At 62.1% G+C, this 20707-nt stretch carries 31 protein-coding genes and 3 pseudogenes; 14 read left to right on the top strand and 20 right to left on the bottom strand.

Annotated elements, in window-relative coordinates; translation table 11 throughout:
- Position 1 precedes the first annotated feature (1 nt).
- From ACFDR6_RS26760 to ACFDR6_RS26740, 5 genes and pseudogenes are all read right to left on the bottom strand, one after another.
- On the bottom strand, positions 2-565 hold the full coding sequence (locus ACFDR6_RS26760) for a flavin reductase family protein (protein WP_212090859.1): 564 nt from the start codon (positions 563-565) through the stop codon (positions 2-4).
- 9 nt (positions 566-574) lie between these two features.
- Positions 575-1780, bottom strand: coding sequence for an acyl-CoA dehydrogenase family protein (locus ACFDR6_RS26755; RefSeq protein ID WP_375860082.1), 1206 nt, complete (start codon positions 1778-1780; stop codon positions 575-577).
- Between the two features lie 153 nt (positions 1781-1933).
- Positions 1934-3202 carry a CaiB/BaiF CoA transferase family protein gene (locus ACFDR6_RS26750; RefSeq protein ID WP_375860081.1) on the bottom strand — a complete coding sequence of 423 codons (1269 nt, stop codon included), beginning with the start codon at positions 3200-3202 and terminating at the stop codon, positions 1934-1936.
- Positions 3203-3446: 244 nt separating this feature from the next.
- Positions 3447-3641 (bottom strand): annotated as a pseudogene (locus ACFDR6_RS26745) (GNAT family N-acetyltransferase); the annotation flags it as partial.
- Positions 3642-4094, bottom strand: a pseudogene (locus ACFDR6_RS26740) (phage terminase large subunit); the annotation flags it as partial. It abuts the pseudogene before it with no gap.
- A 295-nt stretch (positions 4095-4389) separates the two neighbouring features.
- Here ACFDR6_RS26740 and ACFDR6_RS26735 point away from each other — a divergent pair.
- Positions 4390-4557: a hypothetical protein gene (locus tag ACFDR6_RS26735; protein ID WP_375860080.1), complete on the top strand. Its 168-nt coding sequence runs from the start codon at positions 4390-4392 to the stop codon at positions 4555-4557.
- 141 nt (positions 4558-4698) lie between these two features.
- On the opposite strand, the gene ACFDR6_RS26730 is transcribed toward ACFDR6_RS26735, so the two are convergent.
- Positions 4699-5022 (bottom strand): hypothetical protein, encoded by a 324-nt coding sequence (locus tag ACFDR6_RS26730; RefSeq protein ID WP_375860079.1) that lies wholly within the window; start codon positions 5020-5022, stop codon positions 4699-4701.
- A gap of 561 nt (positions 5023-5583) precedes the next feature.
- Between ACFDR6_RS26730 and ACFDR6_RS26725 the strand changes: the two genes are divergently transcribed.
- The 3 genes from ACFDR6_RS26725 (at position 5584) to ACFDR6_RS26715 (ending at position 7961) form a co-directional block, all read left to right on the top strand.
- Positions 5584-5784, top strand: coding sequence for a hypothetical protein (locus ACFDR6_RS26725; protein WP_375860078.1), 201 nt, complete (start codon positions 5584-5586; stop codon positions 5782-5784).
- Positions 5785-5847: 63 nt separating this feature from the next.
- Positions 5848-6192, top strand: coding sequence for a response regulator (locus tag ACFDR6_RS26720; RefSeq protein ID WP_212090720.1), 345 nt, complete (start codon positions 5848-5850; stop codon positions 6190-6192).
- A 221-nt stretch (positions 6193-6413) separates the two neighbouring features.
- Positions 6414-7961 carry an FAD-dependent monooxygenase gene (locus ACFDR6_RS26715; protein WP_375860077.1) on the top strand — a complete coding sequence of 516 codons (1548 nt, stop codon included), beginning with the start codon at positions 6414-6416 and terminating at the stop codon, positions 7959-7961.
- A 114-nt stretch (positions 7962-8075) separates the two neighbouring features.
- Here ACFDR6_RS26715 and ACFDR6_RS26710 read toward each other — a convergent pair whose 3' ends face one another.
- The 10 genes from ACFDR6_RS26710 to ACFDR6_RS26665 all read right to left on the bottom strand — a co-directional run bounded on the left by ACFDR6_RS26710 (position 8076) and on the right by ACFDR6_RS26665 (position 14188).
- Positions 8076-8282 (bottom strand): hypothetical protein, encoded by a 207-nt coding sequence (locus ACFDR6_RS26710; RefSeq protein WP_375860076.1) that lies wholly within the window; start codon positions 8280-8282, stop codon positions 8076-8078.
- Positions 8283-8465: 183 nt separating this feature from the next.
- Positions 8466-8618 (bottom strand): hypothetical protein, encoded by a 153-nt coding sequence (locus ACFDR6_RS26705; RefSeq protein ID WP_375860075.1) that lies wholly within the window; start codon positions 8616-8618, stop codon positions 8466-8468.
- 397 nt (positions 8619-9015) lie between these two features.
- Entirely contained in the window at positions 9016-9195 is a 180-nt protein-coding gene (locus ACFDR6_RS26700; protein ID WP_375860074.1) for a hypothetical protein, read from the bottom strand.
- Positions 9192-9635: a hypothetical protein gene (locus tag ACFDR6_RS26695; protein WP_375860073.1), complete on the bottom strand. Its 444-nt coding sequence runs from the start codon at positions 9633-9635 to the stop codon at positions 9192-9194. Before ACFDR6_RS26695 ends, ACFDR6_RS26700 begins: the two co-directional genes overlap by 4 nt.
- Positions 9636-9858: 223 nt before the next feature.
- Positions 9859-11466 carry a TRAP transporter large permease gene (locus ACFDR6_RS26690; RefSeq protein ID WP_375860072.1) on the bottom strand — a complete coding sequence of 536 codons (1608 nt, stop codon included), beginning with the start codon at positions 11464-11466 and terminating at the stop codon, positions 9859-9861.
- Positions 11463-12002 (bottom strand): TRAP transporter small permease subunit, encoded by a 540-nt coding sequence (locus ACFDR6_RS26685; RefSeq protein ID WP_271546522.1) that lies wholly within the window; start codon positions 12000-12002, stop codon positions 11463-11465. Before ACFDR6_RS26685 ends, ACFDR6_RS26690 begins: the two co-directional genes overlap by 4 nt.
- A gap of 542 nt (positions 12003-12544) precedes the next feature.
- Positions 12545-12781, bottom strand: coding sequence for a hypothetical protein (locus ACFDR6_RS26680; protein ID WP_375860071.1), 237 nt, complete (start codon positions 12779-12781; stop codon positions 12545-12547).
- 17 nt (positions 12782-12798) lie between these two features.
- Entirely contained in the window at positions 12799-13008 is a 210-nt protein-coding gene (locus tag ACFDR6_RS26675; protein ID WP_375860070.1) for a hypothetical protein, read from the bottom strand.
- Between the two features lie 141 nt (positions 13009-13149).
- The gene (locus ACFDR6_RS26670) at positions 13150-13524 is read right to left on the bottom strand and encodes a hypothetical protein (protein WP_375860069.1); all 375 of its coding nucleotides are present in this window, start codon (positions 13522-13524) and stop codon (positions 13150-13152) included.
- Positions 13525-13999: 475 nt separating this feature from the next.
- A complete protein-coding gene (locus ACFDR6_RS26665) occupies positions 14000-14188 on the bottom strand; it encodes a DUF3606 domain-containing protein (RefSeq protein ID WP_375860068.1) in 189 nt (62 codons plus the stop codon).
- A gap of 134 nt (positions 14189-14322) precedes the next feature.
- Here ACFDR6_RS26665 and ligD point away from each other — a divergent pair, with 134 nt between their 5' ends.
- The 6 genes from ligD to ACFDR6_RS26635 all read left to right on the top strand — a co-directional run bounded on the left by ligD (position 14323) and on the right by ACFDR6_RS26635 (position 17467).
- The gene (gene ligD / locus ACFDR6_RS26660) at positions 14323-15246 is read left to right on the top strand and encodes a non-homologous end-joining DNA ligase (protein WP_375860234.1); all 924 of its coding nucleotides are present in this window, start codon (positions 14323-14325) and stop codon (positions 15244-15246) included.
- Between the two features lie 207 nt (positions 15247-15453).
- On the top strand, positions 15454-15615 hold the full coding sequence (locus tag ACFDR6_RS26655) for a hypothetical protein (protein WP_375860067.1): 162 nt from the start codon (positions 15454-15456) through the stop codon (positions 15613-15615).
- A 105-nt stretch (positions 15616-15720) separates the two neighbouring features.
- Positions 15721-16134: a hypothetical protein gene (locus tag ACFDR6_RS26650; protein ID WP_375860066.1), complete on the top strand. Its 414-nt coding sequence runs from the start codon at positions 15721-15723 to the stop codon at positions 16132-16134.
- Between the two features lie 13 nt (positions 16135-16147).
- Positions 16148-16816: an SOS response-associated peptidase gene (locus tag ACFDR6_RS26645; RefSeq protein ID WP_375860065.1), complete on the top strand. Its 669-nt coding sequence runs from the start codon at positions 16148-16150 to the stop codon at positions 16814-16816.
- A gap of 223 nt (positions 16817-17039) precedes the next feature.
- Positions 17040-17240: a hypothetical protein gene (locus ACFDR6_RS26640; protein WP_212090687.1), complete on the top strand. Its 201-nt coding sequence runs from the start codon at positions 17040-17042 to the stop codon at positions 17238-17240.
- Positions 17237-17467 carry a hypothetical protein gene (locus tag ACFDR6_RS26635; protein ID WP_317243179.1) on the top strand — a complete coding sequence of 77 codons (231 nt, stop codon included), beginning with the start codon at positions 17237-17239 and terminating at the stop codon, positions 17465-17467. Before ACFDR6_RS26640 ends, ACFDR6_RS26635 begins: the two co-directional genes overlap by 4 nt.
- Here the strand turns inward: ACFDR6_RS26635 and ACFDR6_RS26630 are convergent.
- Both ACFDR6_RS26630 and ACFDR6_RS26625 read right to left on the bottom strand, forming a co-directional pair.
- Positions 17461-17730: a DUF6894 family protein gene (locus ACFDR6_RS26630; protein ID WP_212090668.1), complete on the bottom strand. Its 270-nt coding sequence runs from the start codon at positions 17728-17730 to the stop codon at positions 17461-17463. The two genes, ACFDR6_RS26635 and ACFDR6_RS26630, sit on opposite strands and share 7 nt — an antisense overlap.
- Before the next feature lie 128 nt (positions 17731-17858).
- The gene (locus ACFDR6_RS26625) at positions 17859-18107 is read right to left on the bottom strand and encodes a hypothetical protein (RefSeq protein ID WP_375860064.1); all 249 of its coding nucleotides are present in this window, start codon (positions 18105-18107) and stop codon (positions 17859-17861) included.
- Positions 18108-18397: 290 nt separating this feature from the next.
- Here ACFDR6_RS26625 and ACFDR6_RS26620 point away from each other — a divergent pair.
- Positions 18398-18487: pseudogene (locus ACFDR6_RS26620) on the top strand (EAL domain-containing protein); the annotation flags it as partial.
- Between the two features lie 173 nt (positions 18488-18660).
- Here ACFDR6_RS26620 and ACFDR6_RS26615 read toward each other — a convergent pair.
- Positions 18661-18888 carry a hypothetical protein gene (locus ACFDR6_RS26615; protein ID WP_211419921.1) on the bottom strand — a complete coding sequence of 76 codons (228 nt, stop codon included), beginning with the start codon at positions 18886-18888 and terminating at the stop codon, positions 18661-18663.
- 126 nt (positions 18889-19014) lie between these two features.
- Between ACFDR6_RS26615 and ACFDR6_RS26610 the strand changes: the two genes are divergently transcribed.
- Positions 19015-19209, top strand: a complete 195-nt coding sequence (locus tag ACFDR6_RS26610) for a hypothetical protein (RefSeq protein ID WP_375860063.1) — start codon at positions 19015-19017, stop codon at positions 19207-19209.
- Between the two features lie 81 nt (positions 19210-19290).
- Here the strand turns inward: ACFDR6_RS26610 and ACFDR6_RS26605 are convergent, their stop codons facing one another.
- On the bottom strand, positions 19291-19482 hold the full coding sequence (locus ACFDR6_RS26605) for a hypothetical protein (RefSeq protein WP_375860062.1): 192 nt from the start codon (positions 19480-19482) through the stop codon (positions 19291-19293).
- A 248-nt stretch (positions 19483-19730) separates the two neighbouring features.
- Here ACFDR6_RS26605 and ACFDR6_RS26600 point away from each other — a divergent pair, with 248 nt between their 5' ends.
- Together ACFDR6_RS26600 and ACFDR6_RS26595 are read left to right on the top strand one after the other, a co-directional pair.
- Positions 19731-20051 (top strand): hypothetical protein, encoded by a 321-nt coding sequence (locus tag ACFDR6_RS26600; RefSeq protein ID WP_212090656.1) that lies wholly within the window; start codon positions 19731-19733, stop codon positions 20049-20051.
- A gap of 12 nt (positions 20052-20063) precedes the next feature.
- On the top strand, positions 20064-20690 hold the full coding sequence (locus ACFDR6_RS26595; RefSeq protein ID WP_375860061.1) for a hypothetical protein: 627 nt from the start codon (positions 20064-20066) through the stop codon (positions 20688-20690).
- Positions 20691-20707 lie beyond the last annotated feature (17 nt).

Below are 20707 nucleotides of genomic sequence, written 5' to 3'. Positions count from 1 at the left end.
GCTAAGGGGACTTTTTGCGCTCGTCGTCCGCGAGAAATCGGCCGAACGCCCCCCGCGCGAAGAGCAGCGGCTCCCGCGCGTTGTAGGTATAGGCCTCGACCGCGCCCAGAAAGATCACATGGTCGCCGCCATAATAGCGATTCACGGAGCGGCATTGGAAGTTGGCGACGCTCTCTGCAAGGACCGGCGCCATGCCGAGGCCCGGCGTCCAGTCCACACCGGTGAACTTGTCATCCGACGATTTGGCGAATTTGCTCGCAAGTGCCTGCTGGGAGGCGCCAAGCACGTTGACCGTGAAATGGCTGGCGTTCTGGAAGATGGTCAGGCTCGACGAATAAACGACAAGGCTCCAGAGAACCAGCGGAGGATTCAGCGACACCGAGGCGAACGAATTGCACGTCAGCCCGTAAGGCTTGCCGTCAGGCGCTGCGGCCGTGATGATCGTCACGCCCGTTGCATAGGTTCCGAGGGCGTTGCGAAAGTCGCGGGGATCGATCTGCGAGTTATCGCTCGCGAACTCGTTGGCGGGGTCGGAAACGCGGGGCTGCTGCGGCAGATCACTCATCAGCCGGCCTCACAGCGTGAGATTCTCGGACGGCAGGCCCAGCGCCACGCGTCCATAATTGGTCCCGGCCGCATCGAAGTTGAATGCGAGATGCGAGTTGATCGCGTGAGCATCGCGGAATTGCCGCTGCAACACACCAGTCGTGAACAGCCCGCGCGCACCGCTCGCGGCAAACAGCATCGAGACCGCGTCCGTGCACAGGTTCACTGAAAAAGATCCATCGCGTCGATATCGGGTCTTTTTTGCCATATCAGGGACGTGACCGCGCCGCGCGTCCTCCATGGCATCCAGGCATGCCGACCTCATGATCAGGCGCGCGGCATCGATCTTCGCCGAGGCTTCTGCGATCTTGATCTGAGTGCTCTGAAAATCGCTCAGCTTGGCGCGGTTGTAGGTCGAAATGCGATGACGCGCGACCTCCGTATAATCGTCGAGGCACGCCTGCGCATTGCCCAGCGCAACCCCGGAAAGGACGTATGGGAACAGCGAGAATACGGGGAGCGCATACAGCGGATTTGGATTGATCTTGCTTCCCGGCGTCGGGCCGCCCGAGAGATCGCCGACCGCAACCGTCATGTGGTCAGCCACGAAGGCATCCCTGACCTCCACGTCGCAAGATCCCGTCCCGCGCAGTCCCGCGACGTTCCAGGTGTCCAGCACCTTGTAATCGGCTTTTGGCAGCAGAAAGATGCGATACTCGATGCCATCGGCCTCGTCGTCGGAGTAGACCACGCTCGCAAGCATATTCCAGTCGCAGGAGGCTACACCGGAGGAGAACGGCCAGCTGCCGTGCAGCCGGTATCCCCCCTCGACTTTCGTGGCGCGTCCGGCGGGGAAAATGAACGAGGATGCAATTAGCGCATCCGGATCACGGCCCCAGACAAGATCCTGCGCCTTATGCTCGAACATGCCGAGCATCCAGTGATGGCTCGCCAGATTGGCGAGATTCCAGGCGACCGAAGCGTCCGCTTGTCCGAGCAGCCCCGCGCAGTCGACCAGGGCGACATAATCAAGCTCGGCGCCGCCAATCCGCGCCGGTTGGAGCATCCGGAATAGACCACCGTCGTGGAGATCCCTTTCGGTTTCCGACGGCAGATGCCGCAGCTCCTCTGTCCGCGCCGCCCTCTCTCGGAGTCGCGGCAGCAGGGCCCCAGCCTTCGCGATCATTGCCGCATGGGCGTGCTCGCCGGCGTCCGGCCCGGTGGGCTGACCCATGCTCGGCTTTCGACCAGGCGCCATTCGTGTCCCTCGCTTTCCTGCATTTATGCGGCCGCCCCATCGCCAAATCAAGCCAATGCAGATGGCATCACGACGCATCAATTCGCACGCCGGCCGAAGCCGGGTGCCATGAGGGTTGACCGCTCAGGCTTAGACCGGCGCCAAGGGTTTGCCTGAGCCAAAGACACCCTTCCGGCTAAACTCCGCGATCCGACGCTCGTCATACCCGAGCACATTGCGCAAGACATCCTCGGTATGCTCACCTAACAGCGGGGCCGCAACGGGATCGACCGCGCCGGTGAGGCTCATGGAAATTGGCGGCTCGATGTTGGGCACCCATTCCGCTGTACGATGCGGAATCCGGTTCAAACGCTGGCGCTCGCGGGCTTCGGGTGCGTTGAACCCCTCCTCGACTGTCCGGAGATAGCCGACCGGAATATTGGCCTGTTTCATCTTCGCCATCCAGTTCTCGAGAGTATCGCCGGCAAAGACCTCTGCGATGGCTGCGCGCAGGAGCTCCTTGTTCTCGGAACGGTCCTTGCGCGTGGCAAACTGCGGACCGGTGATGAGATCTGGCCGGTTGAACACCTCGACCACGAGCCGGCGATAGAGCCGGTCGTTGGCACAGGCCATATAGAGCGGCCCATCGGAGGCCTCGTAGACACCGACAGTCGGAGAGCCGCTGGGCGAATTGCCGAACCGGCCGGGGTTCTCGCCGCTCATGAGATAGGCCATGCCGTAGAAGCCGGTCATCCCCATTGCGACGTCGAACAACGCGACTTCGACATGTTGCCCGCGGCCGAGCCGGTCCCGGGCCAGCAGCGCCATCAGGATGGCGTTGCACGCAGACATCCCCGTTGCCATGTCCACGATCGGCGGGCCGGTACGAACCGCCGGGCCGTCGGCAAATCCATTGAGCGACATGAAGCCGCTCTCCGCCTGGGTGATGGGATCGAAGCCGGGGCGCGAGGCGAACGGTCCGGAGCGCCCGTAGGCGGAGATCGAGCAATAGACCAGCCGAGGATTGAGCGGCGCGACCGTCTCATAGTCGAGCCCGAACTTCTTCATGACCCCGCTTGAAAAATTCTCCACGACCACATCCGCCTTGCGGATCAGATCCAGCGCGATCTCGCGGGCTTCGGGCACCGTGAGATCGAGCGCAATGCCACGCTTGTTGCGGTTCAGGCTGAGATAGGCGGCGCTTTCGCCGCCGATTTCAGCGTGCTCATAGGCGCGCGTATCGTCGCCGCCGTCGGGATTTTCGATCTTGATGACGTGCGCGCCGAAGTCGGCGAGTGTCTGCGTGCAGGCCGGGCCGGCGACGACACGCGTGAAATCGACGACCAGCAGACCATCGAGCGCAGTCAGGCCTCCGGTCGCCCGCGGCGAACGTTCCGGCAATTGAGGTTTGTTGGGCATCGATAGCGCTCCCTTACATCGGCTTATGGCCGCCGAATTTCCTGCAGGAGCAGACTTAAAGCCCGGCGCCGCCAACTTCGCAAGTGCCTGGCTCGCTTCACTCCAAACGCAGAAACGGCCCGGCAGCCGTCAAGCTGCCGGGCCGTTAGACATTTCCGGGCGTACGGAAGCTACGCGCAGCTCGCGCAGCCACTCTGGTATGAGAGAGTCGCGTTCCGCATCACGGGAAGCCCGCTCCAATTGCTCAGCGCAGCCACTTCCGCCAGTAGAGCGTATGCGACCAGCCCCAGGGCGTCTCGGGCTCGTGGAGCCGATAACCCGCACGGATGAAATTGTTGGCAGATACCGGATTGTCCGTCGTATCGGAGACGATGCTGTCCCATCCGAGGCGCCGCGCTCGCACTTCGATCGCCCGCATCAGCCTGAGTTGAAGTCCCTTCCAGCTCGCCCACAGCTCGGAATCCTTGACGCGGATCGTCGGCCGCAGCAGCGCGAGGCTGCGCGCGCTGAGGGATTGCGCCTCGTCGATCCAGGCGATGCGAAACCCCTCCAGCGATTTGATCGAGTCGGCGGTGTGATCCTGAAGGCCACGGAAGATGATGAGCCCGTCGCCGGGCGTCTCGATCTTGTCGCTGAACAGCTTGAAGCCGTGGCCGAGCCTCAGGCTCGCGATCTTGCCTTCGATCAGGCGCTTGGACGATTGTGCCAGCGAGCGCTGCGCCTCGCGGATGCAGACCGCGAGCGTGCCGCGCTCGGCCTGACACGTCTCGACCAGAAGCTCGCCGAAGAAGTGCGATTTCCCCGAGCCGCGTCCGCCGTAAACGCCCTTGTAGCGCGCAGGCTTCAGCAGAGGCTCGAAGATCTTCGCGGTCGGAATTTTGAGGATGGACAATGGCTAGGCTCGCTCTCCCTTAGGACGAGTACGTCGCATCATGTCGTCCCACATTTTGAATGTCCTTTGAGAGCGCGAGAGCCTCGCGCGAATTGACAAGCAGTATCCTCACCGTTTCGCTGGCGGGCGACGGCTTGCTCAACTGTTGCTGATCAACGAAATGTTTCGCGCGCGGTAGTTTCGTAGAAGCCACATGCCGCATTCGTCGAGAAATGAGGGGGCTTGCGTGAACACAGTAGTTCGTCGTCGAATCTCAATCAGGCACCCGAACACCATTCATGGCCGTGAGAACCTGATGTTCAAGAAGATCGACGACAAGACCGTGATCCTCTGGATCATCAACAACGGGCGCTTCACCGGCGATGGCCGGAAGCTGTCCTATTGCAGCGACCCGGTGCAGCGCGCCTATGCCGGGCAGAGCCGGGCCGGCAAGCAGACCAGGAACCATGGATCACCGAAATGAAAAACCCGCGGTGCTCTTGTTAAGACGAGCCTCTCGTCCACCTACATAGTTGAAGTTGTAGAATTTGATGAAAGACGCCATGGCTGCCCTCCGGGTCTTGCCCGACGCGTCGGGGCGAATTTCAAAGATCGGGCTTTCCGGTCAAGCCTTGGGACCGGCCTCGCCGCCGACGGCGTCGTCCGGGCGCACGATGACGCGCTCGACCCTGTGGATCGTTTCCACGCCCTCTTCGCTGCTCTCGATCGGCTGCGCCGACTTGCCCCAGCCGCGATCGAGGATGGCGTTGGCCGCGGAGAGTCGCACGGCCGGCGTCGCGTCGTCGCTGCGCATGATGCCGACGAGAACCCTGAGAGCTGTCCGGGTGTGGCTGCGTGCCAGCGAGCGGATCTCGGTCAGGGTGCGCGCCCTGGACGGCTTCCTGGCAGCCGGCGATCGGGTCGGCTCACCTGCGATCTCTTCATTCATGACAACATCTCCCACAACACGATCGCGACCAAGCCCGCGAGCGCGAGCGAAATCAGATAGACGGTCATCATCCCTCCATGCGAAGAAAATGCGCGGCAGATCGCGCCAGGCGAGGCGCGATCGTTTCGGGCGCGAACCCTATCTCCGTGTCTTCCGGAGACCGCAGCGGCGCGGGCCATCGGCCCATGCGCCGCGGGCCGGCACGTTCGCGCGTGCACGGCCGGCAATGGTTCGGACGGCGGGCGCGCCGATCGGCGCTCCAGGTTTGACGAGTGCGTGGCCGCAATGCGCCGCCGCCGTCCGATTCTGAAATCGAGACGAAAAAACCCGCGGCGGATGACGTCCGCGCGGGTGAACCAAACTCGTCTCGATGATGTCATCATGCCGGTGTTTTGCCCGGCGTGTCAAAGCTTCTTTCGGAAATGAAGCAGCCCGCTGCGGATTGCTCCGCGCGGGCTGAACCAAACCTCTTTCGATGATGCCATTCTGCCAGTGTTTTGCCCGACGTGTCAAAAGAACTTGCAGGCTCGGTGAACGTTAGCCGATCGGGAGGATCGGCCTATGACACGAGATACGACGCACCAGCAGGCATCGCGCGGCCTGCCCGCGGACAAGCCGCGCCGCGACAGAAAGCGCGAGATGCAGGATTCGATCATCGAAGAACCCGGCGAGACCCGGGACAGCGGCCGCGATCTCGAGCATGGCGAGGGCGGCACCATCAGCGCTCCCGAAAAGCCCGGCGATGTGTCGAAGGACGATTAGGCCCGCCGGAACCTACCGGACGAGCGGCGCGTTTACCCCTTGGTTGCAAGGAATGTTCGCGCGATGAGCCACACTGTCCTGATTGTTGACGACGATCCCGCTGTCCTCGACGTCGTCGTGGACATGCTGGAGGAGCTCGGCTGCGAGGTGGTCAGGGCCCAAAGCGGACCGGACGCACTCGACCGGCTCGAGCAACACAAGGAGATCTCCATTCTCATCACCGACATCAACATGCCCGGCATGGACGGTCATGAGCTGGCCGAGCTGGCAAGGCGAGTCCGTCCGGAGCTCAAGGTGCTGCAACTCTCCGGTCGCGAGCCCCGGCGCGGCGGCCTGCCGATGATCCGCAAGCCTTTCTCCTTCGAGGAACTCGCCGACGTCATGCAGCGAACCACCGGCATTTGCTGAATCGGCAAAACAAAACCCGCGGCGGGCATCTCCCGCGCGGGCCGAACCAGACTCTGTCGATGATGCCATCATGCCGGTGTGTTGCCCGACGTGTCAACGCGGCCAACGCGGAGGAGCAAGCCTCTCCTCCCAACTCGATATGTGGTGCGCAACGGGCTTGCTTCAAGTCCCCGCCTCTGCCGTAGAACCCCCGACCCGACACCAAGCCGAGGGGTCACGACATGTCTGTACTGCTTCCCAGTTCCCGTTCGCGCCGCCGCCCGCAGCGAACCCGCGCGGAAAACCCGGTGCGGAACGAGCACGCCGTGGTGATTGCGGGCGGCGGCCCGACCGGGCTGATGCTGGCCGCCGAGCTCGCGCTCGCCGATGTCGACGTGGCCATCGTCGAGCGGCGCCCCGATCAGGCGATGGTCGAGACGCGCGCCGGCGGATTGCACGCGCGCACGATCGAGATCCTCGATCAGCGCGGCGTCGCCGACCGCTTCCTGCGCGAAGGACGGATCGTCCAGCTCGCGGGCTTTGCCTGGACCAGGCTCGACATCAGCGACCTCCCCACACGGCACGCTTACGGGCTCGCGCTGCGGCAGGCCCACATCGAGCGCATCCTGGCCGAGTGGGCCATGGAGCTCGGGGTTCCCTTCTATCGCAATCGCGAGGTCACGGGCTTCGTGCGGGACGAGACCGGCGTCGACGTCTCGCTGTCCGGCGACGAGTGCTTGCGCGCAAATTACCTGGTCGGCTGCGACGGCGGCCGCAGCCTGGTGCGCAAGATCGCCGGCATGGACTTCCCCGGCACCGCACCGACGCTTCTCAACCTCATGGCCGAGGTCGAGATGCGCGAGGCGCCGGAATTCGGCCTGCGTCACGACGCACTCGGCTTTCACGGTCTCAGCAAGGCCGAGAGCGGACGCGTGCTGGTCGTCGTGACCGAAGCAAGTCTCGATCGCACCGGTCCGCCCACCCAGCGCGACCTCGGCGAGGCGCTCGTGGCCGTCTACGGCACCGATTTCGGCCTGCACGATCCGGCCTGGATCTCCCGCTTCACCGATGCGGCGCGCCAGGCCGTGTCCTATCGCAGCGGCCGCGTGCTGCTCGCCGGCGACGCCGCGCATATCCATCACTCCGTCGGCGGGCAAGGCCTCAATCTGGGTGTGCAGGACGCCGTCAATCTCGGCTGGAAGCTGGCGCAGGTGGTCAAAGGCATCTCGCCCGACAGCCTGCTCGACAGCTACCACGCGGAGCGCCATCCGGTTGGCGCGCGCGTCCTCAAGAACACCATGGCGCAGATCGCCCTGCTCCGCCGCGGCGACGAGGGCCGCAAGGCCGCGCGCGAGGCCGTCGCCGAGCTGCTCGGCATGGACGAGCCGCGCAAGCGCTTCGGCGCGATGATGAGCGGGCTCGACATCGCTTACGATCTCGGCGAAGGCCACGCGCTGCTCGGCCGGCGCATGCCCGATCTCGATCTGACGATCGAAGGACAGAAGCAAAACCTGTTCACGCTGCTGCACGGCGCGCGCGGCGTGCTGCTCAATTTCGGCAAGCGAGCGGCAATCGACCTCACGCCCTGGGCGGACCGCGTCGGTGTGCTCGATGCCGCCTATGACGGCCCATGGGAGCTTCCCGCGATCGGACAGGTCACCGCGCCCGGCGCGGTGCTGGTGCGGCCCGACGGGCACGTGGCCTGGGTGGGAGACGGGAGCCAGGGCGGGTTAGAGGATGCGTTGATCCGGTGGTTTGGACCGGCTGCGGCTTCCGCTTTTGAATCCTGAATAACACGGAAGCCTGTTGAACGCCGGGTCAAAAGCTGACCTCCATAGCCTGCGCGAGATGGTCAGTTAAGGGCCAAGAGCAGACTCGCGAGTTCACTCCCTTCAGGGGAGCGGCTACTGCGCCAGCAGCCAGGATGTGACAGCCTGGACAAGCAAAAAGAGCACGTACAGCCAGCCGAACATCGCGACGGTTACGTTGGCAAAGAAGAGTGAGCCGAGGACTAAGTCAGCCAATCTCCCGGTCGCGGCCTTGAGAGCTGCCGTCGGCGGGATCGAAGCTGGTGCGATCGGGAAGTGTTCGACGCCGAACGGGTGGGCCATCTTTTGCCCCTCTCATGGCTGGCAGGGGAGCGCAAAAGCGGTCTCTCAGCCACCGACGTCTCCTGATCAGTGATGCGTCTTCAATGCGCGATGATAGGCAGGGTTCAATTCGTCCTTGAGGAGTGCTGTTCCCCTCCCTCAGGGTGGCTGCTGGCCTAATGGCGCGCTGATGTTTCGGTAAAATCAGCCGCGTCTTGTGATCTCGTCCTCGATTTCTTTGAGCAACTTGAGGAGTTCGGGACCATCCATGTCTTCACGCGCGGCGCGCATATACCGCTTCACCATCTCAGTCTCAGAGAAGGGGCCGCTTGAATTGGAACAAAAGCGTTTTTGCATGCAAATGATCCGCGCTGATGAAAAAGGGGCGATCGGGACAATTTGGCATGTGCCGCTTTTTGAGGATGGTCAATTTTGCTCACTTCAAGGATAACTGTACTGGAGCCTCATTTGACCTTGGGTGGATGCTCGCTCGTTCTCGGCCAGCATATCGAGCTGATGCGCAAGGCCAGCCAGAGTATGGGCGATATTGCGAAGGATGGCCGCTTTCCGGTGCGACAGCTCCGGTTCGCGCGATCAGCGCAAATAGGCAACCTGGAAGTCCGCTCAGGGTCAGGAGCCGAAATCGTCAGGTCCTCAAAAGACGTCCGCTCTGCCCACAGTAGCCGACATCGGCCAAAAAAGAGAGCCCGCGGCTTTCCGCGGGCTTCTTAGCTTCAAGTTCGCGATACGCGGGTCAATACGCGAATATCGCCTCGCTCGGCGGCTTCCATCGGGGCTGCTCCCGGTGCGGCGACACCACCGGCGCTGCGCGATCCGGCTTGTATGCAAGCGCCTCCGCCATCCATCGCGGCCATCCCGCTTCTTGACGTAACTCAGCACGCGCTTGAAGCAGCTTCTGAAGGATATCGCTCATGCCTGCTCCTGCGAACGCAGCCAAAGCTCTTCGTGAGAAGCATCTTCGTCGCGTACCGCGCCAAGGCTGCCGAGAACACTGATCGGCATCCGCTCCACGCTCTCCTCGATCACCGCTTGCATCGTCACATTGTCGCCGGGATGAACAATGACCCGCTCGATGCGGTGAACAAACTGGAGCGGCTTGTCGTCCTCGCTCGCAATCGTTTGCAACGGCTTGCCCCATCCCCGATCGAGAAGTGCGTTGGCCGCCAGGACGCGGGCATGGGCAGGCGCATTCTTGTCGCCCGCGATCTGCACGAGAGCTCTCATGGCGACATTCGTGTGCGTCCGGGCCACGGACTTTATTTCGGTCAAGGTCCGCTGCTTCAGGGCTCGGCGAGCGGCCGCCCTCGCAAGAGCGTTCTGGGACAAAAGGTTGTTCTTGGCCGGTTCAGTCATTTGGAAATCCCTTTTCAAACAATCCAATTGCTCACGCTGCATCGGGACGCAAAAAACCCGCGGCGGAAAGCTCCGGCGCGGGTGCAAAACAAACTCGTCTCGATGATGCTATTCTGTCGGTGTTTTGCCCGACGTGTCAAACTCAGGGTAGCAGCCTTCTACTCCCTTCAGGGGCGCGGACGTCAGCTAAGGGCCAAAAGCGGAAGTGCCTCGAATGACGCCCTTAGTTCTTGGGCTGCCCGAAATCGATCACTGGCGGCGGCAACTCGATGTCCGGAATCTCGATCTTGATCTTGTCCAGATCCACCTTGGTCGGCGCATCCAGCAACCCGGTGACAGTGATCGGGAATGCGATCACGACCGCAACCATGATCACCTGCAGACCGATCCATGGCACCGCGCCCCAATAGATGTCTGAGCTCTTGACCTCCTTCGGGGCCACGCCGCGCAAATAGAACAACGCGAAGCCGAAGGGGGGATGCAGGAAGGAGGTCTGCATGTTTACGCACAGCATGATCCCAAACCAGATCAAGGCGGCATCTGCGCCGACGACAGGGGTAAGAAGCTTGAGGGCGGTCGGCGCGATCATGGGAACGATGATGAAGGCAATCTCGAAGAAGTCGAGGAAGAAGGCGACGAAGAAAATGAACAGATTGATGAAGATCAGGAAGCCCCATACGCCGCCCGGCAGCGACGTTAGCATATGCTCCAGCCACACACCGCCGTTGCAACCGAGGAAGACGATCGAGAAGCAAGTCGATCCAATAAGGATGAAAGTCACCATGCAAGTGATGCGCATGGTGGTCTCGTAACCCTGCTTCACCAAGGTACGCAGGTCCGGAATCCTGATCGCCTCGAGGCAGACCCACGCGATTGCGAGATAGGCGATCGCGAACGCGATCTTGAACGGCAGATTTTGCGTGAAATAGATGCCGATGATGGTGCCGATGCCGGCAGCCGCAACGCCGACGAGCAAAACCTTGTGGCCGGCCGAGCTGAAATCCTTGTGATGGATGACGGCAAGAACGATCGCGCCGACCGCGCCCATGGCACCGGCCTCGGTCGGCGTGGCGAGACCAAGCATCATCGTGCCGAGCACGACGAAGATCAGAACGGCAGATGGGATGATCCCCAGGAGGCATTTCCGCCAGAGCGCCCAGCCCTTGAGCGTTCTCGCTTCCTTGGGTACCGCCGGCACATGTTCCGGCTTGATCACGCTCAGGGCGAAGGTGTAGCCCGCGAATAGAGCGATCTGGAGAATCGATGGGCCCCAAGCACCCAGATACATATCGCCGACCGACTTCCCCAGCTGGTCCGCGAGCACGATCAGAACCAGCGAGGGAGGCACCAGCTGGGTAATGGTGCCCGAGGCCGCAAGCACGCCGGTGATGTAGCGAACGTTGTAGCCGTAGCGGATCATGACCGGCATCGAGATCAGCGCCATCGCTATCACCTGTGCGGCCACCGTGCCGGTGATGGCGCCGAGGATAAAGCCGACAATGATCACGGAATAGCCGAGGCCGCCGCGAACGGGGCCGAACAACTGTCCCATGGAGTCCAGCATGTCTTCCGCGAGGCCGCATCGTTCGAGGATCGCGCCCATGAACGTGAAGAATGGAATGGCCAGTAGCAGCTCGTTGGCTAGAACGCTGCCGTAGATGCGCTCCGGAATCGCCTGCAGGAAGCTGAACCCGAAAAATCCCAAATGGATCGCGAGAAATCCGAACGAAAGCCCGAGAGCGGCCAGCGTGAAGGCGACCGGAAAGCCGATCAGCATCGCCAGGACCAGGCCGCCGAACATCAGCGGCGGCATCATCTCGATCGTGATCATTGGGTCGGCCGCTCGTATTTCGCCTCGATGGTGACTTCACCGCGCAAGGCCGCCGCACGTTTGATGACCTCCGACACGCCCTGCAGAGCCACCATGAAGAATCCGGCCGTCAGGACGAACTTGATCGGCCACCGAAGGAGGCCACCGGCATTGTTGGACATTTCACCGATGATCAGCGAGTTGTAGAACATTCCCCAGGACAGGTAGCTGAGGAGCAGACATGCCGGGATGAGGAAAACCAGTGTCCCGATCAGATCCAGCCAAAGCTGGCCGCGTTCAGAGAGCATGAGGTAAAGGATCTCCACCCGAACATGCTCGTTGCGCTTGAAAGTGTAGGAGGCGCCGAACATCACGACGACAGCGAACATGTACCATTGGGTCTCTAGCCAGCTGTTGGAGCTGTAGCTGAAGGCGTATCGGATCATCGCATTGACGGCGCTGACGAGACAGGCAGCAAGCACCAATATGTTGCAGACGTTGCCGACCTTTTCGTTCAGCCAGTCGATAGCCGTACTCACCGCCAACAATGGGCGCATCGATGTCTTGTCCCCGCTCGCTGAGTGCTGACTCCGGCCGAGCAGGAGCATGGCCACCGCCTTGGCAGCCCGCCTTTTCCGCACGGGAGCTAGTTCACCCTCCTGATGCTTACGCTGTTCTTGTTTTTAGGTTTTTTGGCGAGACATGTCGGATCTCGCCTGCGGCGTGAAGCAGAGCACCTTTACCGGCGGCCAAATCCGGGTCAACCAGAAAATGGACAATGTGCCGCAGTAACAGCTAAAAGATGATTGCAGTGCTTAATCGCGTCGACCGGCGGGAGGCTACCGGCAACGCGGTCTTCGGAGGACTATCTACGGAGATACCGCTGCTCAGGGGGATTTCGTGGTCGGTGCATTTCTGATTGTCCTGTCAGTGGTCCTTCTCTGGTTTTTCCTGCCGCGCAACCGGGAGCCACATCGATGGATGGCGCTTCCATTCTTGGAAACAGGTATTCCTCTGGCTATCATCATGTCCTTCTCAGCTGGTCTGACGATGGTAATGGCCCGCTTCTTCTGAACCTGTGCGGCTTGTCGAGGTGCCCCTAGCCCTCGACATCGTACTGCTTGCAGAGGTGATCGCCGATCTGAACGAGCATGGCAACACACTCCGGGTAACCGGGACGATCCGAAACGGTGCGATCCGCGCTGGCTCGAAATTCCCAGGAATGGCCGTCGCGAAGCACGGTAATGATCATGCCATCGGGACATTCGGCATGAACCTTCAATTCGGCCTTCGCCATAGCGATCAGCTCGCTTTCAGATTTTACGGGCTTGCTCATCGTCGGCCCCTAATTCCCTAGCGAACAACGCCGGCCGCATCGTCCTTGCTGGGGACCACCCAATCGACCGCGAGCAGGCAAGCTTCGATGACGAGGAAAGCAGCCAGACCGCCGATCCAACCGAAGAAGACGATGGAAAAGATTAGGAGCAAGAGCGCGCAAAACACGTCGGCGATTACTTTAGCGACGCGCTCGCCTCGGTCCTGATCAGATGTAAAGTACGGCATTTTGCGATCTCCTCAAACCGCCCGACTCTAGCTTCGGAGCTGGCAGCAGTCCACCTTCTTCAAGAAAGCGCAAACGAAGCCTCAAGGTCCGCTATGGGTCAAAAGCGGACTAACAGTCCACTCCCGTCAAGAGCTGATCGCTTAAGGCCGGATGGCTCTGGTCACTCCGCGCAGCGGTAGCGCCAGTTGAATGGCAAAAGGCCGCGTAGCGTTTGCTTCCACAAAAGCTTGCAATGCCGGCGTGATCTCCGCTGTCCCGGCGGCAGCCTCGGCTAGCTCATCAGCAATCTCACTGGTCGCATCGCGCGCCCGACCCTCGATCGCATTGAAGACCACGACCCGGACCGGATAGGAGTACTGACCGGAGAGCAGGTCGCGAATGATGGTGTCGCGGTCGGTGTCTTGCTCGTCTGTCTCGCGCCAGGCGCAGCCGGCACGCGCGCCAAAATCCTCGAGGACCAGATAGATGTCCCGGTCGAGACGATCAGTCGGGACGATCGAGGGCGATGAACGCATACGCTTACTCCGAAACTACGCGTGGGCGGAGAGGCGGCCCCGGCTGGCAGGGGGGCTTTGGGTATGGCCGGGGCCACTCCGCCAGCTCGGCTAAGAGCCAGCACCAGACCAAATCCGTCGGACAACAGCAGTTCCTGAGTTGAGGAGATTCTTGGTGGTGCGCTGATTAAATGAACTTGAACTTATCTAACGGGGCCTCGTGGACACGTTCGCCGTCTTCCAAGGGTTCAAACATCCATCGAAAGATATACTAGGAATAACCGCTTACTCTGGTACTTAGGAAGCTCGCAGCAGGGCGAGGTGATTCGATGCTGGAAATGACCCTGATCATGGCCATCGTCGGGACAGCGCTGATCGGCGGCACCGTCATCATCTTTGAGTGGCGAGCGCTGATCGGCTACTGGCACCTCTGGACCAAGCGCTGACTTTCACCAAGTCAGCGGTGGCCTTCAGATCTACAGCCCAAAGATGAAGCTCAACGCCCCTTCAGCTTCCGCTCGACCTTCTTCCGGCTGCTGCCGACCTTCTTGACCGCCTTCTTCACAGCCGATGCCGAGCGCCCCGTCTTCTTGGCCTCGTAGCTGACTTCGTATTTCTGCCCGCCTGCCACGCGTGCGCGGTCTTGCTTGCGACCGCGCGAGGTCTGTTTCTTCGCCTTAGCCATAGTGCACCTCCATGCACTGCGAAAACGCAAGAGGATTCAGTTGGTTCCTCATTGCCCTTCGCCAGGCGGCACCTCCCGGAACGAATCCGCGCGGAAAGATTCGAATCAAAGAGTTTGTTGCGTGGAGTTGTTTGGTGGCGTCTCAGCGTCAACGGAAGTCCCCGGCGATCGGCGTCAAGGCGCCCTTCCCGGGCTTTATTGAACCGGCCTTGGCATTCTCCGTCGAGAGAGTGCCGTCCGGAGAGCGGTGGATTCACGAGATCAAGTTCGACGGCTACCGCGTCCAGCTTCACTTCGCCAACGACGCGGTCACCATCTACACGCGGCGCGGCCACGATTGGACCAAGCGCTTCAAGAAGGTCGCCGATGACGCTTGGCACATCAAGGTGGGCTCGGCTGTCATCGACGGCGAAGTCGTCGTCCCCGCCGCCGACGGCACGACGGATTTCTCGGTCCTCCAAAACGAGCTGAAGGGCAAGTCATCCAAGATCGTGCTGGTGGCGTTCGACCTGCTCTATCTCAACGGTCGGGATATTCGCAGCCTTCCGCTGGTTGAGCGCAAGGCCGAGCTGAAGAGAATCATTTCCGGCACCGATGTCCAATTCAGCGAAAGCTTCGAGATGGACGGCCGCGAGATGTTCGCCCATGCCTGCAAAGTCGGGCTTGAGGGTGTCGTCTCCAAAGTTCGCGACAGTCGCTATAGCAGCGGCCCCGGAAACAATTGGGTCAAGACGACCTGCCGGCAGCGGGAGACCCTGACCATCGCCGGCTTTGCTCTCGACGAAGGCAAATGGGACGGCGTTTATCTCGGCCGCCGCAAGGGCGATGACCTCATCTACGCCGGCAAGGTCGACCACGGGTTCGACAAGATATCCGCCGCCGAACTGCAGAAGCGCCTGGAGCCGCTGCGGCGCAGAACGCAGCCTTACGCCAAGCGTATCGCGCACAAGGGCATCTGGGTCGAACCGAAGCTGCTGGCCGAGGTCGAGTACCGCGCCAAGTCAGCCGAGGGGAAGGTGCGGCATCCCTTCTTCAAGGGATTGCGGGAGGACCTTTGATGCAGTGTTGCGCGCAAAGCGACAATCAGCGATGGGTTTGCGAAAACCATCCTGACCGGCCGGCCTTTGGACCGCGCACCTGCGAGTGCGGGGCGGCAGGAATGCCCTGCCCTGAGTGCTATCGAGGCGATGAATCCACCCGCCAACTATGCCGCCCGGCTTTCGGCCCGATCCTTTGATGGATGATGAATGAATTCGGAGTGTCGCATGAGATTCAAGTTCCACACTGAAGGATGGCAGCCGGCGAATGAGGACGACCACCTTTTGACTTGCCCGACCTGCGGTGAGCGGTTCGATTGCCGCGACTTCGGCGCGGCGCTTGAGCACCAACATGGCGAACCCGTTGAGGAGGAGCCGACGAAGCACTGACGACGAGGTTTTCCACACCCACGAGGAGCAGTGGCTGACAGGCTCCCTCGCCTACTAGGAATCGATAATTTGCCAACCGAGTTGGCTCATGGCCTTGATGATCGGATGTCCACGAAGTCGCGCCAATACCTCTTCGGCACTCAGATCAAGATGTCGGCCGAGCGGGCCAAGAAAGCTCGGAAGGAAGCCGACAAGCTGGCCTGCGAGGCGTGGAACTATCGCATGCTTGGTTACAAAGGTCCCGCCCAGCCATCGCCGACGATCGGTGACGCCATCAATGCAGGCTTCTTGTACCTCGAAGTTCGATGCCTTGGATGCGACACCAACCAAACCGTAGCCCTCGACATCATTCGACGTGCCAAGACGACGCCCGTCCATGAACTAGAACGCTACATGCGCTGCAAGGACTGTTCGCAAGTGCGTGGCTACCCATATAAGCGCAGTACGCTGGTGGCGCTGAGACCGACGAAGATTTCCGCCGAGGATCCAGCTTCATATTGGTGGCCCGGCGAGCGCTAGGATATTCCTCCACATGTGCAATCTCTATTCGATCACGACCAATCAGGCCGCCATTGCCGAACTCTTCCGCGTCGTCCGCCGCTACGAAGGCAACTTGCCGGCAATGCCCGGCGTGTTTCCGGATTACCCCGCACCTATCATCCGGGACGCAGGCCGCGGCGAGCGCGAGCTGGTGATGATGCGCTGGGGCATGCCGCCACCACCAAGCAAGCCCGGCCCGCCCGTGACCAACATTCGAAACACCTCCTCGCCGCACTGGCGCGGCTGGCTCAAGCCGGAGCACCGCTGCCTCGTGCCCGTCAACAGCTTTGCCGAATACGCACCCGAGCCGAACCCGGAGACGAAGAGGAAGGACGTGGTGTGGTTCGCGCTTGCGGAGGCACGTCCGCTGTTTGCATTCGCCGGCATCTGGACGACGTTCAACGGCGATCGCGGGACGAAGTCGAAGCCCGTGCCGGGGCCACATCAGGTTTATGGGTTTCTCACCACAGAGGCGAATGCGGTCGTTGAGCCGATCCACCCCAAGGCAATGCCAGTGCTCCTGACGTCCGAGGAGGAGTGGCAGGTGTGGCTACGAGCGCCTTGGGATGAAGCTAAGACTTTGCAGCGACCATTGCCTGATGAACAATTGAAAATAGTCGCACGGGGACCGAACAAGGAAGATATTACTTCTCTTGCTTAAGTGGGTGCGGCTTCAAGATCTTGGGCCCCCTGCACTCAAATTGAGTAAGCCGCTCAACAGGCTCAGATTCACGTCGAAATTTAATCTGCGGCACGTATCAAAAGATACAGACTCCCCGCCGCGGCAGGCCTAGACTTCCTCCGTCACCGCAAGGCCCTTGGCATGAGATCGGTGATGAGAACGCCAGTTGCGCTCCCGCCCCCACGAACAAGGGAGATGCGCCATGATCACACGGCGACGCATCAAGCATATCAAGACACTGACCGAACGTCTCGCGGACGAAGCCGCGCGCTGCCGCGAAGAAGCGCGTGCGCTGGCGCCGGGGCGCCGCCGCGAGATGCTGCTGCGCCGGGCGCGGCAGGACGAGACCGCCATGCAGATCGCCGCCTGGCTGCATTCGCCCGGCCTGAGGGCGCCGACATGAGTCAGCAATATCGCGCTTACCTCGTCGGCGAGAACGGCGTCTTCCGCTCAGCCGAAGCGTTCGAGGCCCCGTCCGACGAGTCCGCCCTCACCTTCGCGCAGCAGTTCACGCGGCACGGCAAGGTGGAAGTTTGGCAACTGGGCCGCAAGATCGCCGTGCTGGACTCGGAGCAGTCCCAACCGCCACCGCCGCCCACGCGATGCCGGCCGTCACTGACACGTCAATGACCGCGTGCGCGCGATCGCGACGCGAGATGATCGATCTCGAAGCAGAACTTCACCTGCATGATTGGCCCATTGGCGTCGCGAACGTCGATCGCCATCTCTTGCCTGCCGCCCGCGGGCGAGGCGGCCAGGACGGCGTCGCGCGCCATGTCGGCAATCGATTTGGCGGCCTCGGCCTGAACCGCGCGCGGGCTGGACAATTCCAGTCCCTCCTCGTCCAGCGCAGTTCCCGTGTCGTCGCGAAGGTCGAAGTAATATCGAGCCATGTCCGCATCCTTTGCGGTATTAGGCGCGGGGCGGACAAAGGTTTCTTTCGGGACGAAAATTCTGTCGGGATCCAGCGGTTCCGGGAACGCGAGACATGGCCGCGGTCCGGCCGCCCGAATGCGCCAGCCTAGTCCTCCGCCAGCTTGCGCTCGATATAGGCGTCCACCGTCTCGGCGAACGAGCGCTGCACGCCGACCGCCACATCATGCTGGTCGAGTGCGTCGCGCTGGAGCACGCGCAGGCCGCGCCCGCGGGCGCTGAGCGGCGCCGTGTTCAGGAACTGGTCGATCGCGCCTTTGGCGAGCGGGATGGCCTTGGGATCGCCCCTGGCGATCAGGAGCCGCAACAGGCTCTGGCATTCGGCCAAACCGGGCATGGCTTTGAACCTCTCAGCCTTGCCGCGATTTCGGCTTCGGCCGCTTCACGGGCTGGGTGTGGGTGCCGAACAGCGCCAGCAGGAACGCGACTTCTTCCTTCGAACCGATCTGGATCATGATGATCTCCTCTTCGCTTCGTTGGTCGGGGTCCGGGCACGCGGAGTTCAGGACAATCGGGTTTCAGCACTGTTTCAGGCGTGTTTCGTGCGGTGGTGATGCTCCATGGCGTCTGTGTGAAGATCTGAACATTACGGCTGCCCGAGGCCTTTCTGTTCCTTAACGCGCCTCCCCGAACGGCGAGAGCGCGCACAGCGTGCTCGGCCAGCTCACCGACGAGCAGCTCTACCGCTTCGACCAGGCCGTGGACGGCGCTGGACGATTTCGGCGCCGGCTATGCCGGCCTTCGTGGCGCTGCCGACGGTGCGCGGATTCGAGCGGATCGACGTGTCGCTCGCGGGGTGACCGGATTCTCCCGGCGCCTCCCAAGGATGCCAAAAGCCCGCGCGGATCGCTCCACGCGGGCTTTTGCTTGCCGCTTGCGCAGCCTCCCTCTTAGTTCGACGTGCAGACCTTGACGGTCTTCATGCCGGCCTCGGCTTCAGACCTCGTCTTGTACACGGTATCGCCGCTGACGACCGTCGTCTCGGTGGTGGTCGGCTTCGACTCCGTGATCGTGCACTTCTTGGTCTTGGCGTCCTGCACCACGTAGAACGCCTGTGCGAACGCAGGCGCGGCAAACGACGTCAGCACGGCGGCGGCAATGATGGTCTTGATATTCATCGTGTCCTCCTCCAGCCCGGTGATCCGGACCTGTCTTCTTTAAACTTCAAATATTGCCACTTGTTCCCGGTTACCGCCCGAACCAACGGCTGCGCCCCGCGTTCACAAGCGAACCTGGAGGCTGCGATGTTGGATCTGAGACTTGCGATGACGGCGCTGGCGATGCTGATGGCCCCGATCACCGTGGCGATGGCCGAGCCCGTCAAGGACCAGTCGCGGCCTGCGGTTCAAGCCGCCGCCGAGGCGCGTCCGATCCGCGTCATCCTTCCCGCCCCCTGGGAGCCCGCCACGACGCAGGCCGAGGCCCGGCCGGTGAAGTGACGCGGCCCGTTCAATTAGGGCCTCCGCTCAACGTCTCCAGAAAGCTCGCCCCGCACGCCTGCGGTCGCACACCGGCGCGGCTCATTTGCCGCGCTTGGCCGTTACGGTGCGCAGCGCGATGCCGTGCTGCCAGGCACGCACTCTCACGGCCGCTTCGCTCCGGTTGAGCTCGAGGGCAATCTCGTCGGGCCGCCGGCCCGCTTCCGCCATCACCTTCAAGCGCTCATGCTCTTCCGCTGTCCACCTCTTCAACAATGGATAGCGTGATTGCATGGTTGGAGCTGCCTCGCCTGCCGTGAAAGCGAGGACAATCAGCCGCCGAAGGCGAAGTTCCTCGGCTATCCCGACTGCGTGGAGGCGGAGCGACAAAACGGGACATCGTGGCAATCGTTCCTAACGGCCTCGCTTGAGCGAAGCTCAATCGAACAAGACGGCCGCGGCAAATCGGCAGCTTCGAACCCGAGCAACCATTTCGAATCTCGCTTGTTGTCGCCGCACAATCACTTGCAGGAGACAACAACATGAAACGTTCAACTCTGCTGGCCGCAACCTTGTTGCTGCTCGCCTCGGTGCCCGCGGGCGCCCAGTCGCAGCCTGCGCAAAGCGGGCCAGGCAATAACGCCGTCAACAGCTCGGACCAGAACAACTCGAACAAGCCGGTCGAGGGCCGCAACAGCTTCACCGAGGGGCAGGCGAAATCGCGGATCGAAGGCGCCGGATATTCCAACGTCTCCGGCCTGCAGAAGGACGACCAGGGCGTCTGGCGCGGCAAGGCTGACAAGGCCGGCACCAAGACCGACGTCACCCTGGACTTCCAGGGCAACGTGAACCCCGCCAAGTAAGGAATCCAAGACATGACAATCACCATCTCCCGCCTCTACGACAATTATTCCGACGCCGAGCGCGCCGTGACCCGGCTCGAAGCGGCCGGCGTGCCGCACTCCGACATCAGCATCGTCGCCAACAATTCCGACAATTGGTTCGGCTCGCGCTCCGGCAAGGTCGATCGTGACCGCGACGGCACCGACGATCGTGCCGAAGGCGCCGGCGCCGGTGCCGGCATCGGCGCCGGCCTCGGCGGCGCCGCCGGCCTTCTCGCCGGTCTCGGGCTGCTCGCCATTCCCGGCCTCGGGCCGGTCGTGGCTGCAGGATGGCTGGCAGCTACCGCAGCCGGAGCGGCCGCCGGTGCGGCCACGGGTGGAATCGTCGGCGCCCTGACGCAGGCCGGCGTCTCCAAGGAGGATGCATCGCGCTACGCCGAAGGCGTTCGCCGCGGCGGCACGCTGGTGTCCGCGAGGGTACCCGACCAAGACCGCGCGCGGCTCGATGCGCTTCTGCACGAAAGATCCGTGAACTTGCAGGACCGCAGCGCGGTCTGGCAGAAGAGCGGCTGGACCGACTTCGATGCCGCAAGTCCTCCGCTGTCTCCGCAGGACATCGGGCGCGAGCGCGAGCTCTACGGCGCGGGTACGCGGCGATAGTTTTCGCAAGACCCGAC

The sequence above is a fragment of the Bradyrhizobium tunisiense genome, assembly GCF_042263385.1.
Lineage (GTDB): Bacteria > Pseudomonadota > Alphaproteobacteria > Rhizobiales > Xanthobacteraceae > Bradyrhizobium > Bradyrhizobium tunisiense.
The sequence above is the reverse complement of the archived record's forward strand: the minus strand, read 5'-3'. Positions and strand labels throughout refer to the sequence as shown.